The organism is Campylobacter sp. MIT 21-1684 (assembly GCF_026241315.1).
Lineage (GTDB): Bacteria > Campylobacterota > Campylobacteria > Campylobacterales > Campylobacteraceae > Campylobacter_D.
Genome location: NZ_JAPHNA010000011.1, coordinates 1 through 16215, shown reverse-complemented (window position 1 = coordinate 16215; position 16215 = coordinate 1). Strand labels below are relative to the sequence as shown.

The following is a 16215-nucleotide window of genomic DNA, read 5'->3' as shown; positions in this document are numbered from 1 at the left end:
GCACACTCCAAAACCTGATTTATTCTGTTTCATTACTCTTCCTTTTTTGTTTTTCTTTGAATTCTTTTTGTATCTTAGGCAGGTCATACAAAAGAAATTTCACAAAACCCCCTATGTATCTGTATTTGTAAGCTTTGATTAGGGCAGAGCCAAGCTGATAGGAGAGGTGTTGTTGCACTTTTAAAGACTCTTTGTAGTCAGCATACTCTTTGAGTGGAGCTTGTTTGTATTTTTTTTCCTCGCTAAAAATCACTGCTTCATTCATTAGCTTGATACACAATTTGCAAAAGTCTTTTAAATTGTTCTTTTTTGCTTGAATACAAAGTCGCCCTAGTCTGTATGAGAGGGTATTTTGTACTCTTAAAGGTGCTCCTAAAAGAATTTTTGAAGGACTAATTTTTGCAAGATTTTTTAAGAAAATTTCGTTGTTCTTTTCTTTTTTGAGGCAGAGCTCAAGACTTGCTAAAGCAAGCTCAGGATTCTTTTCAAATTCATAGATTTTTGCTGCAACAAAAGAGATATAAGGATATTTTGAATCAGCATACTTTTTATAGAAGTCAAAACATTCTTGATGTACTCTGTGTTTGCCCCAAAGCACTGCTAAGAGTGAGGAGAGAAATTCTTCAAGCCTCTCGCACAGAGTGATTTTGAGATAGTTTTCTGCTCTTTGGAGAAAACCTGCTTTAAAAAGTTCATTGATAAACATTATTCGAAAGCAGGAATTATTTACATCAAATTCTAAAGCAAGTTGTAAAATTTGTATTCTTTTTTCAAAACTCTTTTCATTTTTCAAACTTAGTAGATACATAAAGGCAAGTGAAGCCGCTTTTTGTATATTTGAAATTTTTAAAAAATCCTTGCTTTTAGTGAGAATAAAAGCATTGTAGAGTGTTTTTGAATCAAAATAAGTGGTGAAATTAATGAGTTCTGTTTGTCCAAGCGCAGCAGCAAATTTTGAGTAGGTGGAGTGGTTGGCTATGATTTTTCTCGCCCTACTTAAGAGAGTGATTTCAAAAATTTGTGCTTGCATATCGTTTAAATTGCTGTGAAAATCACTTGCTAAAAAGAAACTTCCACAACAAACCTCATCTTTGAGATACATTTTTATAGCCATATTTGCTTCAGTATCAGCTCCAAATAATACGACTTTAAAGCCTTCTTTGATGAAATGTTTTGCGCTAAAGATGGCTAAATCCACAGGAAAGATGTATTTATAGATGATGGGAGAGAATAGCAATCTTCTATAATGGGTTGTTTCTATGCTATCACCTCCTCGCATATGCAAAGCAACGAAAGGACCTATTGATTTTGCTTGTGTTATGGCATTTGAAATTTGGTTTTTGTATTTTGTTTTAAAAGGCAAATTGTTCCAATTTGCCCATAAAGAATCCAAGTATTCTTTCTCGTCTAAATCACTTAAATGTTGGGTATTTAAGATGTAGTAATTCATCACCCAAGTACCCCAAAAGGCAGATTTGTAAGGATTTTCTTGTAATTCTTTGAGAGATGAAAAACAAAGAGTATTTCCATCTCCTCTTAGTGGTAAAACATTAGAATAGTCGTGTTCTTTTAAGAATTCTTTTTCAAAGAGTTCTGCTGCACTCTCTATAAAAGCTACTCCTTTGTCTTTATCTAAAGTGTCCCACACAAAAGCAAATTTGAAATGGAATTTTTTACTCAAATAAAGGGCTGTTAAAAAGGCACTCATTCTTGACCCTAAAGCGTCAGCTCTCCCACATACAAGCAGAGCTGGATTTTTTCTTTTAAAAGCTGTAACTTGAAGTTTGGCATCGCTAATGAATTCAAAATGAGTAATGGTGCATTGACTTTTTAAATTGATGAGAAAAGGTGTTTGGTTTGTTTTTTGAAATTCGTGTACTTGCTCATCGTTGATTTTAAGTTTGAAACTCTCTGTATTAACTTCATTGAGAATTTGTAAAACTTCAATTTTATTAGGTTCTTTGAGTGTAAAAACATTTCCTTCTTGTTTGAGCTCTAAATTTTCTAAATCGCAGTCTTTAAAAATCATTTTCTTTTCCATACACTTTGATAAATTCATTTAAAACTTCTTGATTGTAAGCCTTTGTGTCAAAGTCTTTGAATTTGAGTTCTGGTTTTCGTATAGCGTGTAATCCTTCGTAGAGTTTTTCATCTTCATAAACAAGACCAAATTCATTATTTGAGCCAAGAAAGTCTTTCGCGCAAGCGAAATTAGAGCAGAGGATTTTTTTCTTTAGAATCATCGCTTCAGCAAGCACGAGGGGCAAGCCCTCGTGCTTGCTTGAGAGTACAAAATAATCACTTTTTTTAAGAAAATTATAAGGATTTGCGACGAAGCCAAGCAGAAAGATATATCTTTCTGCTTGGCAGCTCTTAATTAAGTGTTTTAAATTCTCTTTCAAAGGACCATCACCTAAAATCAAGAGTCTTGCCTTAGGCACTTGCTTGTGAAACTCTACAAAAGCTCGTATTAGGGCACTTTGATTCTTTTCCACAGAAAGTCTTGCGATATTGATAAAAACTTCACCTTTAAAGTACTTTTGATATCCTTTAGCAAGGGGCATATCGCTTTTTAAAAGCACTTCTTTTGCATTGATAAAATTGCGTAAAGTTTGGAATTTTTCTTGTGGAATTTCATAACTTAAAGCAAGATTGTCTTTGTTTTGAGCATTAGTCATTTTTGAAACACTAAGAATCAAATCAAATCTTTTATAAAGATAAAAAATTCCCCTAAGATAGGGGAATTTTTTATAAAACTCGCCCTGCATATCATTGTGTGCGTAAATGATTTTTTTTGCCTTTATCGGTGCATAGGCAAAAAGGTAAGAAAAATAGCGATTATACCCATCATATTGGACTATAAAATCAAAAACACTTTCCCCATAAAGCCTTTTCCATTCCCTAGCCCAAGCACTAGCAAAAATCTGCTCCATAGTTTCATTGTGTCTTTTTTCAAAGAATTCTTCAGTGCTTAAAAGCTCGTATTCTTGCAGATTCAAATTGAAACTTCCTATTTTAGGTAATACAGCAATGTTTTGACCCAATTCTTTAAAAAGCTGCATTCTTTCAGGGAAATTGTGGATAGAGTTTTGTTCAATAGCTATATGAAGATTGCAATTTTCTAAATCGATACTAGCAAGCATATTTTTAAAAGCCGAAGTAATACCATTTGGCATAAAAGCACCAGCAAAGAAAAGCATTGAAGCTTTTTTCTTTGCTGTTTTATAAAGCAGTTTTTCATCAAAGTGGTTAAAAAAGAAAAAGTCTTTCACTCTTTTGCTTGAATTTCCATCTTCAAGCGGGAAGAATTTGTCTTTTAAATGGGTGAATCTGTCTTTTTGCTCTAAGAAATTCCTCTCATTCAAAAGAGTTTTGATCTCCTCTACACTCTTACAATAATTTAAGCCCAAATCTTTAAAGTCAAAATAACACCCTCTTTCTTTTTTATAGTCCTCATAATCATAACAATAATAAATAATAGGTTTGTCTAAAGGCATAAAATCAAAAGCTATACTTGAATAATCAGTAATTAAAACATCAACTATGCTTAAAAGCTCATTCGTATCAAGCTCTCTGTCGTTAGCATCGCAAATTTTTAATTCTTCTTTTTCTATATATTTTAGAGTTTCGTAATGCCCTTTAAAAAGGATTTTAAAGGGCATTACAGAAAGCTCTTTGATGAGTTTCGTGATGGATTCGTACTCAAAGTTTGCTTTACCAAAATGCCCTCTAAAGGTTGGAGCATACAAAAGTACTTTTTCTCCTTCTTTGATTTTCAATCTTGCTTTGAGTTTCTTTTGTAAAGCAGTATCTGTACTAAGAGTAAGATCGACTCTTGGATACCCGCTAAGAAGACATTTTCCATTATAAAGCCCAGCAATATCATAATCCTCTAAAAGCACCTTACTCATAAAAGTGTTAGGGCTTAGTAGATGTGTTGTTTGGAGGAAATTTCTTTGAGTGTTGTTGTGTTGCATAAAACCTGTTTTGATGTATTTGCCAAGAGTTTTAAAAGCTGTACCGTGCCAAGTGTTAAGATAGAATTGTCCTCTTTTGCGTATGAAATAATAATCAAAGGTGGTGTTGTTGATGAGGTATTTTGCACTTGCGAGGTATTGAAGGTAGAGTTGCGAATTTCTTTTTACGATGATGAGATTTTTCATTGTTTTATACTCATCTTTCATAAAATGAGCACTAGAAAGTACCCAAATGTGCGTAAAATCTTTAAATCTCTCATCTTTAATAAGGCTTTTAAAGAGAGCATAAGGATTACAACTCATCAATCTTCCGTGAAAACTCTCATACAAAATAGTCTTTTCATCTATTTTTAAATTCTCATAAAAATGCGTATAGATTGCTTTTTGAATAAGAATTTTATTTTTATCACTGCCAAGTTTTTGTAGTAAATCTTGTATCTCTAAAAATACTTCATTGACTCTTTTTCCAAGTGTATTGAGGCAAAAAACAAGTTTGTGAAACCATTGTATTTCAAAATTATTTTTTCTTTTAATTGCCTCTTCGTAAGAAAGAGCGGCTTTTTCAAAATCTCCAAACGTTTCATACATCAGTGCGAGTTTAAAATGCGTATAGGGTCTGTGATAGTTATACTCCAAAGCTTTTTGGTAAAAAATACTTGCTTGTTTGTATTCATAGAGTTTTTCAAAACTCAATCCAAGTTTAAAGAGAAACTCATCATTTTTTTGCAATGCTTGTTTTTCTTCAAAACTTTTTAAAAAAGCACGGTTTGCATAAACAAAACGTGCTTTTTTCCAGTGAAAAACTCCTATGCCATAGAGTTTGCTTTGTAGGATTTCATCGTGATTTATAGCTTCTTCATACGCTTTTTGAGCAAGGGCTTCTTTGGAGCTTGATTCATAACAAAAACCCATTTCATAATACAACTGCGCTAATTTTTGAGTCTCCTTGCACAGACTAATAGCTTTTTCATAATTCTGTGCAGCTTCAAAAAAACGGTGCATTTTTGCTAAAGCTTCGCCAAGTTTAAGATACTCAAGGAATACTCCACCTTTTTTTATAGCTTCTTTTAAGTCCAAAATATCCTTCCACCAAAGTTCCTGTGGTTTGATGATGGTAAGGTCATTGTGTGCTGTTGTTTCAAGCTGTTTTTTCCAGTTTTCTTTTGTACTATCAAGATCTAATGCTTTTTGCATAAAAGTACTTGCTTCATAGTACTTTCGCATTTTATGGTAACACATTCCTATTTTGAAATAATTTTTAGCGTGATGTGGGAGGAATTTACTTGCTTTTTCATAGTACTTTAAAGCCTCTTTGTAGTCTTTTTTTTGATGATAGCTTCTCATTGCCCTAAGGTAAAAGAAATAAAAAAGCACTCTTTTCATAGCTTCTTTCCTTTGTACAATTCTTTGTATTCTTGTACAAATTGTTGCTCACCTTGCATTAAAAGGGCTGTGAGTATGCGCTCTTCATTGTCTTTTGCAAATTCGCTTTTAAGGAGTTTCATTAAACAAAGAATATACTCCTCTTTGTTTGTAATCTCCATATTTGGAGTGTCTAAAAAGGTGTTGTACTCTTTTGAATTCTTGTTTTTTCTCCACTCTTTTCCATAATTTTCACTCAAATACAATTCAAAATCTTTTGGCATTAGAAAATGTGATCCTAAAAATTCGCGCCGTTCAAGTTCAAAAGGGCTGTTTTTCCATCTCACAAAATCCCCATCGTGATACAAAAAGCCATTTTCTTCATAGTGAAAAAACACATCAACATACACGCCATTACTATGGTTTGCTTGTATGCCACCTTTATAGCGCGTGTTTTTGAGTGTCCAAACAGGAGAGCTACTGAAGATATTTTGTAGAGTTTCTAAATTCATAGCATCAATTCCAACATCTAAGTCATAATCGTGTTTTAATATGTTTTTTTCCCTGATGGCGCCCAAAAACAAGCCACTGATTAAAAACATTTCAATGCCATTTTTTTCTAAAAGTACAGCCAAATCTCTTAAAGCTTCTTTTGCGTCTTTGTAACGCATAGGAAGTTTTTGAGTAGTCTTTTGTTTAAGAAATAAACTTTCTTTTGCATACTGCTTTGCTAGAGCGTAGTTTTTGGCATTTTTAGCTGCGTTTGAGAGTTCGTTTTTTATTATTGCTTGATTGTTTTGAAATTTGGCAAAATTATTTTCATTAGCTTTGGTAATATCAAGGAATTGTTGCAATTCTTTTTCATTTTCTACCAACGCGGCTGCTTCTATGAAAGTTTTGAGTCTGTTTGAGTTTTTCAGGCAGAGTTCAAAGGTTTTTAAAAATTCTTTCCCTTTTTTTAAAAACACTAAAAGACGCATTTTAAGATACAAAGCATCGACATTATCAGGTTTTGTTTGTAAATAGCTTTCAAGCAAGTTGAGGGCTTTTGAGTATTGGGCATCGAGATAGGCAAGTTTTGCAAGATAAAAATAGGCTATTTTTTGTTTTAAAATTTGTAAGAAAGTTATGAGGAGTCTAGCCCTTTGTCGTGTTTGAAGACTTTGAGCATAAAATTCAATCAAAATACAAAGCAAACGAACAGGTAAAATACAATTTTTTGTTTGCAAAAAAGCAAGTTTAGCACTTCTTGTAAATGTCATTAGCACTCTTTAAAAATCATTTCTAATTCTCTGTAAAAGTTCTGTGGTTGAAATATTTTTTGTGCGCGGTACATACACAACCTCACACAAATCTTTCAACTCATCAAAACGTCCACTCCAATCATCACCCATAACTAAAACATCAGCCTCATAACGCATCACATACTCCCTTTTAAGCTCAAGACTTTGTTCTAAAAACACACTATTGACACATTTTAAAGAAGCTACTATATTAGCCCTTTCAAACTCGCTCATAATGGGAAAGCGCGATTTTTTGGCAAAATTCAGCTTGTCTGAACTAATGCCTACAAAAAGTTCATCTCCAAGTTTTGCCGCCCGCTCTAAAAGTTTTAAATGCCCAAAATGAAACAAGTCAAAAGTTCCAAAGGTTATAACCCTTTTGCGTTGTAATTGAGGCATTTTTTAAAATCTCCTTAAAAAATTGTTTGAAAATAGTTATTTTCAATACAAAATGAATTCAATAAAAATTGAATTAAACTCTTAAAAAATGGAATTAAAATAACTAGAGGAGAAATTGAAAAAAAGCCTTTTTTAAAAAATGTTTAAAGATATTAAGATTACAATTCAATCCTGATTTACATTAATGAAGCAATGATATAATTTAGTTTTCTTGTTGAATGTTAGAAAAAGAAAAAAGTTTGAAAATAACTATTTTCAAACTTTATCTAAAAAAGGCTGTTGAATGTTTCATTACTGCATAGCTGGGAGTGGATTGTTTGGAAGTGTTTTTGCTTATGAGGCAAGCAAGAGAGGAAAAAAATGTCTTGTACTTGAAAAAAGACCTCATATAGGCGGGAACTGCTACACTCACAATGAAGAAGGTATCAATGTCCATAGCTATGGTGCGCATATTTTTCGCACGAGTGAGCTTGCAATTTGGAATTATATGCAGTGCTTTTGCGAATTTAATCACTTCATCAATTCCCCTCTAGCTAATTATAAAGGCGAAATTTATAATTTACCTTTTAATATGAATACCTTTTCAAAACTTTGGAATATACGCACTCCCCAACAAGCAAAAGCTATCATAGAAGAACAGAAAAAAGCCTGCCCACACCCAAGCAATCTTGAAGAACACGCTCTGTCTCTAGTTGGAACTGATGTGTATGAAAAATTTATTAAGGGCTATACTCAAAAGCAATGGGGTAGGAGTTGTAAGGACTTGCCAAGCTCAATTTTACGCCGCATACCTGTACGTTTTATCTATGATAATAACTATTTTAACGACCCCTATCAAGGCATACCGAAAAGAGGCTATACGCGTATTTTTGAAAAGCTGCTTGAAAAATGTGAAGTGCGACTCAATACTGACTTTTTAGAATATAAGCAAAAGTATAAGGATTGTTGTGAGAAAGTCATTTTTACAGGTACTATTGACAGCTATTTTGACTTTTGTTTGGGTACTCTTGAATATCGTAGTTTGAGGTTTGAACAAGAATATTTAGAATGTGAGAATTATCAAGGAGTTGCTGTGGTGAATTATACAGACGAGCAAACGCCTTTTACAAGAATCATAGAACACAAGCATTTTGAATTTGGCACACAAAAACACACTATTATCTCAAGAGAATATCCGCAAGAATACAGCATTGACAAAGAAGCGTATTATCCTATCAACGATGAGCGTAATACTGCCTTGTATGAAGAGTACCGAAAACTTGCCCATAGAGAAGAAAAAGTCATTTTTGGGGGCAGACTTGGTTCGTATCGTTACTATGATATGCAAGATGTTATCAAAGCAGCTTTAGAGCTTGTGAGTGTGGAGTTTAGAGAATGAAAGTAAAGGTGTCTGTAATAGTACCAAGTCTTCATTGTGCTTTGTATATAAGAGAATGTTTGCAAAGCATACAAAATCAGACTTTTAAAGACATTGAGGTGCTGTGTGTTGATGCGAAAAGTACTGATGGGACGCTTGAGATTATACAAGAATTTGTAGAGCAGGATAGTCGTTTTAAACTGATAATAAGTGAAAAAAGAAGTTATGGGTATCAAATGAATTTGGGTTTGGAGGCAGCAAGAGCTGAGTATGTAGGCATAGTTGAAAGCGATGATTGTATAAAAAATAATATGTATGAGAGACTCTATGAAGTAGCCAAAACTCACAATGTTGATATAGTTAAAAGTGATGTATTGAAGTTTCATACACAGAACAATCAAAAGAATCTTACATACTGCCCTTTAGCCTATGATAGTGCTTTGTATGGAAAAAAACTTCTGTTTGAATCAGCCGAGCCTCTGTGTTGTGAAAATCCAAAACTTTTAAGCAAAGAACATATCTTAAAAAATACTTGGAATATGAATCAGCCGAGCCTCTTTAGCCTTGCTTTCCTTAGAAAGCAAGGCTTGAAATTCAATGAATCCGCCGGAGCCTCTTATCAGGATACAGGATTTTGGTTTCAAAGTATAGTGCTTTGTAAAAGCTTACTCTTTGTCAATGAAGCCTTTTATCTGTACCGACAAGACAATGAAAACTCATCGTGCAATGCTAAAAATAAGGTGTATTGTTTGTGTGAAGAGTATGATTTTATGAGGCTTTTTTTAGAAGAAAGAGGGCTTGTGAAAGAATTTGGCAGTGTTTTAGAGTACCTTCGTTTTGGCGGGTATAATTGGAATTTAAACCGAATTGCAGATGAATTTAAACTTGAATTTTTAGAGAGGTTTCGTAAGGACTTTAGCAGATTTTCAAAAGAAGAGCTTGATGACTTGAGGCTTGAAACTTGGAAAAGAGAGATTTTAGATGCTATTTTGCATTCGCCGAGTGATTTTTATTTTAATGTACTTTGTAAGCCTGTTGGGGCAGTTGAGAGGGTGCAAAATCACCTAGCTTTTAAGCTTGGAATGGCTTTACTTGAGGCAAAAACTTTGAGTAAAGCATTGAGGCTTTTTTATACTCTTTATACAATTACAAAAAAGCATCGTTTTGAACAAAAAGTATTGCAAGTGCTCTATAAAAAAATGCCCCATTTAAAACCTTTGTCGCTTGAGTTATACAGGGATTATTCTAGAGCTTTGGCGGTGAAAAAGTATTTAAGTTATAGACTTGGTGAGGCTTTAGTGAAAAATCCTTTGAGTTTTGCTTTTAAAATTTATCCTATTTATAAAAGTTATAAAAAGGAAAGAAAATGAGTTTATACACACAAATGCGTAGAATATACAGATTAATTAGAGACAGACACGAATATTTTGCTTTAAGACAATTTTCCAAGATAGCCCCTATAGGGCATTATGAAAGCCCTTATCCTAGTGAGATAGAACTTGTACAAAAATATGAGCAGTTTTCTTTAAAAAAAGAGCTCTATGCTATAGATTTAAACGAACAAGCTCAGCTTAATTTGTATGAAAATTTTAAAAATTATGTTGATGATTGTCCTATGGCTGACAAAGAAAAAAATCAAAAGTATCGTTTTTATGACTTTGACGATAATGTTTGGTTTGGACGTGATGATGCACGGCATTTGTATGCCCATTTGATGTATTTTAGACCTAAAAATGTTATAGAAATAGGCTCAGGATTTAGTACAGCTTTAATGCTTGATACAAATGAAATTTTAAACCACCAAATGAATCTTCTTTGCATAGAACCACGTGCACAGAGATTAAAAGCCTTACTCAAATCAAGCGATAATCTCAAACTTATAGAAGAAGATATGCAAGATATAGATAGAGAAGTTTTTTCTAACTTAGGGGGGGGGGGATATGCTTTTTATTGATAGCTCTCATGTGTCTCGTCCTTTTAGTGATGTTAATACGATTTATTTTGAAATTTTGCCAAAATTAAAAAAAGGAGTTCTTGTGCATATACACGATATCATTTATCCTTTTGAATACCCTAAAATTTGGACTTTAGAACAAAGAAGAGCGTATAATGAAGCCTATCTTTTAAGAGCTTTTTTACAGTACAACACTGATTTTGAAATACTCTTTTGGGCAAGCTACTTGTGCCATTTTTCAAAGATTAAAGATTATGGTCTTTGTGGTGGGGGCAGTATTTATTTAAGAAAGAAAACTTGGAATGAAAAAAGTTGCAATAGTTGTACCTCTCTTTAATGTAGAGCCGTATTTAGAAGAGTGTTTAGAAAGTATAGTGAATCAAAGCTATGCAAATATAGAGATTATTTTAGTCAATGATGGCAGTACAGATAAGAGTTTGGAGATAGCGAAGCTGTATGCACAAAAAGATACAAGGATTACTATAATAGACAAAGTAAATGCAGGGCTTAGTAGTAGTAGTAGGAATGTTTCTATTAGCTTTTTAAGTGGAGAATATGAATTCAACTTTCAAGGTGCATTAGAGAATCTGTATTCTTTTAGCGTCAAAAATGACAATCCTTATAAAATCATACAAGTTTTAAAGTCTCAAGCGGCGTTTGAAAACTCTATCGCAAATCCTGTTTTTGAACTCTCTAAGATTGATTATATTGAATTTGTTGATTCTGATGATTTTATAGAACTTGACTGCGTTGAAGAATGCCTCAAGCGAATGCAAGGATGTGATTTGTTGTTTTTCAGTGCCAAAGCTTTTTTTGAAGGTGTTAAAGACAATAAATGGGTTAGTACTCTTGAATGGCTAGGATATAAAAGTGAGCAAATCATTAGCAAGGACGATTTTTTAACAAGGATAGAAAAAACAAAACTGCATTTTTTTTACTATTCTTGGCAGGGTATGATTGACTTTGCTTTTTTGAAAAAAACAGGCATAAGGTTTATCGATTCTATTATTAAAGAAGACGATTATTTTGGAATATGCTTGTTTTTTAGCGCACAGAGTATCTATGTGTATCCTCGAAGAATGTATCATTACCGCATACGAAAGAATTCTTTGATGAATTATTCAGGTGATATTTCCAAGCAAACTATTTCACCCTATTTTCAAAAGTACTTACAGGATTTTGATAATGATGCCAATGCGACAAAGCAGTATTTAAACTTAAGTTCAGCAGTTATAAGTGCAAAAGCATTGTGCATTTTTTATAATACCCTTCAAGATGAGTACGCTAAAGAGGTACTGAAAAAGTTTTTGTTGCCAAGTTATATTAATGAAGCTCTTTTTATCCTTTGTACCGCGGCTGACCCGCTTGATGTGATGAAAAATTTAGAGTGTTTTAAACCTTTTTTAGAAAAAGAAAGCGCCAAAAGAGGTATTGATACAAGAGTAAAAAATGAGATAGTGTATAAAAGCGGAGCGTATGTGCTAGGTTTGAAAAAATTTAAAGATTTTTTGCGCGCTCCTTTTGTACTCATAAAGATGATACGCAATGCGAAAAAATCTCAAGCAAAGATGAGGGAAAATTGTAAGCTTTATCCTTTTGTGCATATTCCTAGCCTCAAAGAATATAGCGATTATGCCCAATATCTTGCTTTAAAGAAGCATTTGAGTTACCAGCTTGGAGTGGCATTTGTAAGTGCTTATAGGTGGTGGTTTCTTGTACCATTTTTACCTTTTTGGATTCTCTTTATTGTGCTACGATTTAAAATACAACGTTCAAAACAGGAAGAAACAGCCTTGTTTTTAAAGCAGAGTATGCTTTTAAATACAAAACTAAGTTCTTTGGAGTGGCATTTATACAAAAGTGCAAGGAGTGTGAGTGAGGTAGGTTTTTCTTTGCGTCAATTCACAAGTTCTCTTTACAATCAGGGTCTTGATTCCTCTCAAAGTGCGCTTTTTTATCAACTTCTTGTAAAAAGTCGTCCCGTGTGTGTGGATTTTGTCCCAAAGGAGAGTGAAAATCTCTACAAGCATTTACAAGAGAGAGCTTTTGTTTATGTTTTTGCCTCAAAAACGAAGTTGTTAGAATTCTTTTTCAACAATCCCAACTTTCATATACAAAATGCTGCTTTAGTATCAAAAAAAACAAAACAAAGCCTTGAGTTAAGTACAGAAGATGGTTTTGGTTTGCCCCCGCATTTGTACTTTGTAAAGCAAGAGCAAAATTATGTGTATCTTGAAGATATTCTAACTTCACACTTCGCTAAAGAAGAAAGGCTGGATTTTTTACAGCTTGAGATTCATTTTAGAAATTACAATGTACTTGATGAGCTTTTAGAGAGTAGCTTTTTAGACAGAATCGATTGTATCGTGCTTAGAATACAAAAGATTTTTAAAGAAAGTGCCATTTTTAAACAATATTATGAAAGCAAGCTTGCCATCATTTCTAAAATCCTTTGCATAGGGTTAGGATAGGACTTTTATGGTTATAGAGAATTTTCTTACAAAATGCAAGAATTTAACACAGCACAAATTAGAGCTTTATCCTTATGAAGAAAAAGAATGCGAGCTTGCTTTATCTCAAAGGTGTTTTCATACGGGAAATTATAATTCACAGGAACTTAGTGCAATGTGGAGAAAGGTTTTTCACAGTCCAAATTTTGAACTCCACCATCCTTTTTACACGGATATACTCACAAGGGCTGTTAAAAGCCATAATCCGGGTGGTTTGAGAATTTATACTTTTTTTATCGATGAACAGCATAAGCATCCTTGGATAATGCTTTCAAGTTATGATATGGGAAGTTTCATCATCACCCTAGAGCATTATTTTATGAATAAACGTTATGCAAACAACAATGAACACGACAGGTGGATTCGTTGGGTGGTGCCTGTGGATATAAAAAAGATGATAGAAGAAGGTGTTTTGAGTAAAGAAACTTTTGTTTTCAAAGATTCGCCTTTTATGCTTGATATGTCCAATCAACGACCAACTCATTATTTTGTAGATACCCTCTACTACTACTACATGCTTTGCTTAGAAGATTTTAAGGTAAAAAAAGAGAAGTTATTTTTTATACCGCGGAGTGCGAAATTGCATTTTTGTGAAGATGATTGCGGACTTATCACTATACCATTACGATGCGGATTCAACCAAAATACATTTGAATTTGTTGTTAAAGAAGCTCTTGAAGAATTTAATACCCTTGTAGATAAAGAGGATATTTTTGATACCTATGGCGTATATAGCTTGGACTCTAAAGAGCTTTTAAAATTACAACAGGAAAAAGCGTAATGAATCTTACTTCAATAGAACTTTTTCTTTCCAAACTCAAACATTTACATAAGAGTTATGGTATCAAAGGTTTAAAAGTTCAAAGTTATGAATACACTGATTATGACAATGAGATTTCCTTACTTCATTGTTGTATAGACAAAACAGATATTGAGAATGAAAAACTCAAAACTACTTTTAAGACTCTTTTTGAAAAAGAGTATTTTGAACTCTTACATCCCACTTTAAACATACCAACAAGGGCAGTTTTTAGTTGTGATAATGAGCTTTGCGGATTTAAAGATTACAATAAAATACTCTTTTTTATTGATGAAAACAACGAACATCCTTGGCTTTTGGTACAAGAAAATGTTTTTGCTTATATCCTCATCACTCAAGATGAATTCTTAGGACTGAAGTATTTGAATGAACCTTTGACAGAACACTATAAATGGATACTATGGCTTTGCTTGAGCAATCTTCCAAAAATAGTACAAAATATCACAGCAAAAGACCTTGTTTATCAGGATAGAAAATTTGCCCTCTCTTTTGCAAATCCTAGACCATATCATTATTTTATGGATGATTTGCTTTGGTATGAAAGGCTTTATTTGCAAAACGCTTTAGTGCTTGATGAACCTATGTTTTTAAAACACCCTGCTATGAAGTGCATACAAGATACAAGCAGGCTAAAAATTCGTCCAGCTCTTTTTATTTCAAGATCTAATGACTTTTTAGAAACTCAAATTACTTCTTTCCAACAAACAGGTTTTAAAACTTTATTGAACACTGAATGGGGGGGGGGATTTAGAAATGTTTGATCTCACCCTTTGGCTTGGACTTCCCGGTGAAAGGAGAGTTTGGCTTGAGCAATATGAGGGAGTTGCTCTCATTCTTAAAAATTTCAGCCTTTATTTTCCGAGCATTAAAATTTATGTTGATGGTTTGACTGCTTATGATGGAGAGCGTATAGAGGTAGAGCAAAATCTCAAAGCCTTTTGGCAAATCGTATATAAAACCCAAAGCTTTTTTGATGCCAAGCTTTCAAATAGTTCTACAAATTCAGTCATTCTTCAGGGTGCAAAAGGAGAAAAGATAGCGTTTAAGTCTTTAAGCGGTTATGATTATAGGACTAAAATTTGCTACTGCACAATGTGTGATATGGCTATAAGTGATGTTTCAACTACGGCATTAGTCCCTTTTATCTTTTGCAAACTTCCCGGTGTAGCCTTTGCTTCTTGCGAGAATCATTTAAGAATAGACAGGCACAATCTTGCTTTTGAAAATCGTCATTTTATAGAAGAGCAGTACTTGATGATGGATAATGTTCAAGGCGTCTTTTTGTATGATTTTCATATTCCTCCAGAACATATTTATAATCTAGCAGCAAATGCTTTAGAACAACTTTGTATTCAGGGAAAACTTAGCAAAAATTTAAGGTTACACCGACTCGATGTGCCTAAGGTAGAATTGTATAAGAAAAAATATCAGCTTGAAAAGACAACAAGCTTGAAATTTTCACTTGAGCAAATTGCCATAAATGAAGACTTCAAAGAATCATTAAAAGCACAATTTAATGAGAATGCAAACAATAAAACAAGCGTTTCTAATAACACGATGCAAGAAAAGCTTATAAGTGCAGTGTTTAGAATACGTAATTCCCTTTCTTATAAACTTGGGCAAGCCATTATTTTTAATTCAAAATCTTTCATTGGCTACCTAAGAATGCCTTATGTTTTATCTTATATCGCTGCACTTCATCAAGAAGAATTAAAAAAACAATCCTCATTAAAACTTCCTCCTTTAGAGTCTCTTGCTGATTATAAAGAAGCTTTGAAAATGAAGGAGCATTTAAGCTATAAATTGGGTGAGGCTTTCATTGTAGCTTATAAAAATCTTTGGCGGGGCGGAGTTTTGAAATTTGTGTTTTTTGAGAGTAAGAGGATACGAAAAGAATTTAGAGAAAGAAGAAACAATGAAAAAAATACAGATTGAAAATATCAGCATTTCTTATCAAGATGAACCTTTGGTAGTTCCGGAAATAGGCATTAATCACAGCGGTTCTTTAGAGCTTGCAAAGCTTATGGTTGATGCTGCTAAAAGAAGCGGGGCAAAAATAGTTAAACATCAGACTCATATTTGTGATGATGAGATGAGTTTTGAAGCCACGAAAGTGATTCCGGGTAATGCGAAAAAAAGTATTTATGAGATTATGAAGCAATGTGCTTTAAATGAAAAAGATGAGAGAGCGTTGAAAGAGTATGTTGAAAAATTAGGACTTGTGTATTTGAGTACACCTTTTAGCAGGGCAGCGGCAAATCGTTTGGAGGATATGGGAGTAAGTGCTTATAAAATTGGCTCTGGTGAATGCAATAATACGCCTTTAATCAAACATATCGCAGCCTTTAAAAAACCTATGATAGTAAGTACAGGAATGAATAATCTTGAAAGTATAGCCCAAAGCGTGCGAATATTAAGAGACTTTGAAGTGCCTTTTGTGCTTTTACACACGACAAATTTATATCCAACTCCAAAGCATTTAGTACGTTTAAATGCTATGCTTGAACTCAAAAAAGAATTTGATTGTTTGGTAGGACTAAGTGATCATACCAC

Annotated in this window: 13 protein-coding genes; 9 read left to right on the top strand and 4 right to left on the bottom strand. The window is 33.3% G+C overall.

Translation table 11 applies throughout. The annotated features are described in order from the left end of the window. Nucleotides 1-19: 19 nt before the first annotated feature. The 4 genes from OQH62_RS05455 to OQH62_RS05440 are packed head-to-tail and all read right to left on the bottom strand — an operon-like array spanning nucleotide 20 to nucleotide 7021. Entirely contained in the window at nucleotides 20-2059 is a 2040-nt protein-coding gene (locus OQH62_RS05455; RefSeq protein ID WP_266014934.1) for a hypothetical protein, read from the bottom strand. Further along, nucleotides 2019-5360, bottom strand: coding sequence for a CDP-glycerol glycerophosphotransferase family protein (locus OQH62_RS05450; RefSeq protein ID WP_266014931.1), 3342 nt, complete (start codon nucleotides 5358-5360; stop codon nucleotides 2019-2021). Before OQH62_RS05450 ends, OQH62_RS05455 begins: the two co-directional genes overlap by 41 nt. Continuing rightward, a complete protein-coding gene (locus OQH62_RS05445) occupies nucleotides 5357-6601 on the bottom strand; it encodes a hypothetical protein (RefSeq protein ID WP_266014928.1) in 1245 nt (414 codons plus the stop codon). The genes OQH62_RS05450 and OQH62_RS05445 overlap by 4 nt, the downstream gene beginning before the upstream one ends. Before the next feature lie 9 nt (nucleotides 6602-6610). Then, complete coding sequence (locus OQH62_RS05440) at nucleotides 6611-7021, bottom strand: adenylyltransferase/cytidyltransferase family protein (RefSeq protein WP_266014925.1); 411 nt, start codon at nucleotides 7019-7021, stop codon at nucleotides 6611-6613. A 283-nt stretch (nucleotides 7022-7304) separates the two neighbouring features. On the opposite strand from OQH62_RS05440, the gene glf reads away from it, so the two are divergent. The 9 genes from glf to OQH62_RS05395 form a co-directional block, all read left to right on the top strand. Further along, nucleotides 7305-8399, top strand: a complete 1095-nt coding sequence (gene glf, locus OQH62_RS05435; RefSeq protein ID WP_266014922.1) for a UDP-galactopyranose mutase — start codon at nucleotides 7305-7307, stop codon at nucleotides 8397-8399. Further along, nucleotides 8396-9748, top strand: a complete 1353-nt coding sequence (locus tag OQH62_RS05430; RefSeq protein WP_266014919.1) for a glycosyltransferase family 2 protein — start codon at nucleotides 8396-8398, stop codon at nucleotides 9746-9748. The genes glf and OQH62_RS05430 overlap by 4 nt, the downstream gene beginning before the upstream one ends. Continuing rightward, nucleotides 9745-10332, top strand: coding sequence for a hypothetical protein (locus OQH62_RS05425; protein ID WP_266014916.1), 588 nt, complete (start codon nucleotides 9745-9747; stop codon nucleotides 10330-10332). The genes OQH62_RS05430 and OQH62_RS05425 overlap by 4 nt, the downstream gene beginning before the upstream one ends. Further along, on the top strand, nucleotides 10319-10669 hold the full coding sequence (locus OQH62_RS05420; RefSeq protein ID WP_266014914.1) for a hypothetical protein: 351 nt from the start codon (nucleotides 10319-10321) through the stop codon (nucleotides 10667-10669). Before OQH62_RS05425 ends, OQH62_RS05420 begins: the two co-directional genes overlap by 14 nt. Next, the gene (locus tag OQH62_RS05415) at nucleotides 10635-12803 is read left to right on the top strand and encodes a glycosyltransferase family 2 protein (protein ID WP_266014911.1); all 2169 of its coding nucleotides are present in this window, start codon (nucleotides 10635-10637) and stop codon (nucleotides 12801-12803) included. The genes OQH62_RS05420 and OQH62_RS05415 overlap by 35 nt, the downstream gene beginning before the upstream one ends. A gap of 7 nt (nucleotides 12804-12810) precedes the next feature. Next, nucleotides 12811-13623, top strand: coding sequence for a hypothetical protein (locus OQH62_RS05410; RefSeq protein WP_266014909.1), 813 nt, complete (start codon nucleotides 12811-12813; stop codon nucleotides 13621-13623). After that, nucleotides 13623-14423 carry a hypothetical protein gene (locus OQH62_RS05405; RefSeq protein WP_266014907.1) on the top strand — a complete coding sequence of 267 codons (801 nt, stop codon included), beginning with the start codon at nucleotides 13623-13625 and terminating at the stop codon, nucleotides 14421-14423. The genes OQH62_RS05410 and OQH62_RS05405 overlap by 1 nt, the downstream gene beginning before the upstream one ends. Beyond that, nucleotides 14416-15597 carry a hypothetical protein gene (locus OQH62_RS05400; protein WP_266014905.1) on the top strand — a complete coding sequence of 394 codons (1182 nt, stop codon included), beginning with the start codon at nucleotides 14416-14418 and terminating at the stop codon, nucleotides 15595-15597. Before OQH62_RS05405 ends, OQH62_RS05400 begins: the two co-directional genes overlap by 8 nt. Beyond that, the coding region (locus OQH62_RS05395; RefSeq protein WP_266014904.1) for an N-acetylneuraminate synthase family protein at nucleotides 15578-16215 on the top strand (638 nt) is incomplete at its 3' end. The genes OQH62_RS05400 and OQH62_RS05395, both read left to right, overlap by 20 nt.

Excerpts from the sequence above, each read along its gene's own strand:
- OQH62_RS05430 (WP_266014919.1), top strand. The coding sequence starts at position 8,396 with ATGAAAGTAAAGGTGTCTGTAATAGTACCAAGTCTTCATTGTGCTTTG.
- OQH62_RS05400 (WP_266014905.1), top strand. The coding sequence starts at position 14,416 with ATGTTTGATCTCACCCTTTGGCTTGGACTTCCCGGTGAAAGGAGAGTT.
- OQH62_RS05425 (WP_266014916.1), top strand. The coding sequence starts at position 9,745 with ATGAGTTTATACACACAAATGCGTAGAATATACAGATTAATTAGAGAC.
- OQH62_RS05440 (WP_266014925.1), bottom strand. The coding sequence starts at position 7,021 with ATGCCTCAATTACAACGCAAAAGGGTTATAACCTTTGGAACTTTTGAC.
- OQH62_RS05410 (WP_266014909.1), top strand. The coding sequence starts at position 12,811 with ATGGTTATAGAGAATTTTCTTACAAAATGCAAGAATTTAACACAGCAC.
- OQH62_RS05445 (WP_266014928.1), bottom strand. The coding sequence starts at position 6,601 with ATGACATTTACAAGAAGTGCTAAACTTGCTTTTTTGCAAACAAAAAAT.
- OQH62_RS05450 (WP_266014931.1), bottom strand. The coding sequence starts at position 5,360 with ATGAAAAGAGTGCTTTTTTATTTCTTTTACCTTAGGGCAATGAGAAGC.
- OQH62_RS05455 (WP_266014934.1), bottom strand. The coding sequence starts at position 2,059 with ATGAATTTATCAAAGTGTATGGAAAAGAAAATGATTTTTAAAGACTGC.
- OQH62_RS05415 (WP_266014911.1), top strand. The coding sequence starts at position 10,635 with ATGAAAAAAGTTGCAATAGTTGTACCTCTCTTTAATGTAGAGCCGTAT.
- OQH62_RS05405 (WP_266014907.1), top strand. The coding sequence starts at position 13,623 with ATGAATCTTACTTCAATAGAACTTTTTCTTTCCAAACTCAAACATTTA.
- glf (WP_266014922.1), top strand. The coding sequence starts at position 7,305 with ATGTTTCATTACTGCATAGCTGGGAGTGGATTGTTTGGAAGTGTTTTT.
- OQH62_RS05420 (WP_266014914.1), top strand. The coding sequence starts at position 10,319 with ATGCTTTTTATTGATAGCTCTCATGTGTCTCGTCCTTTTAGTGATGTT.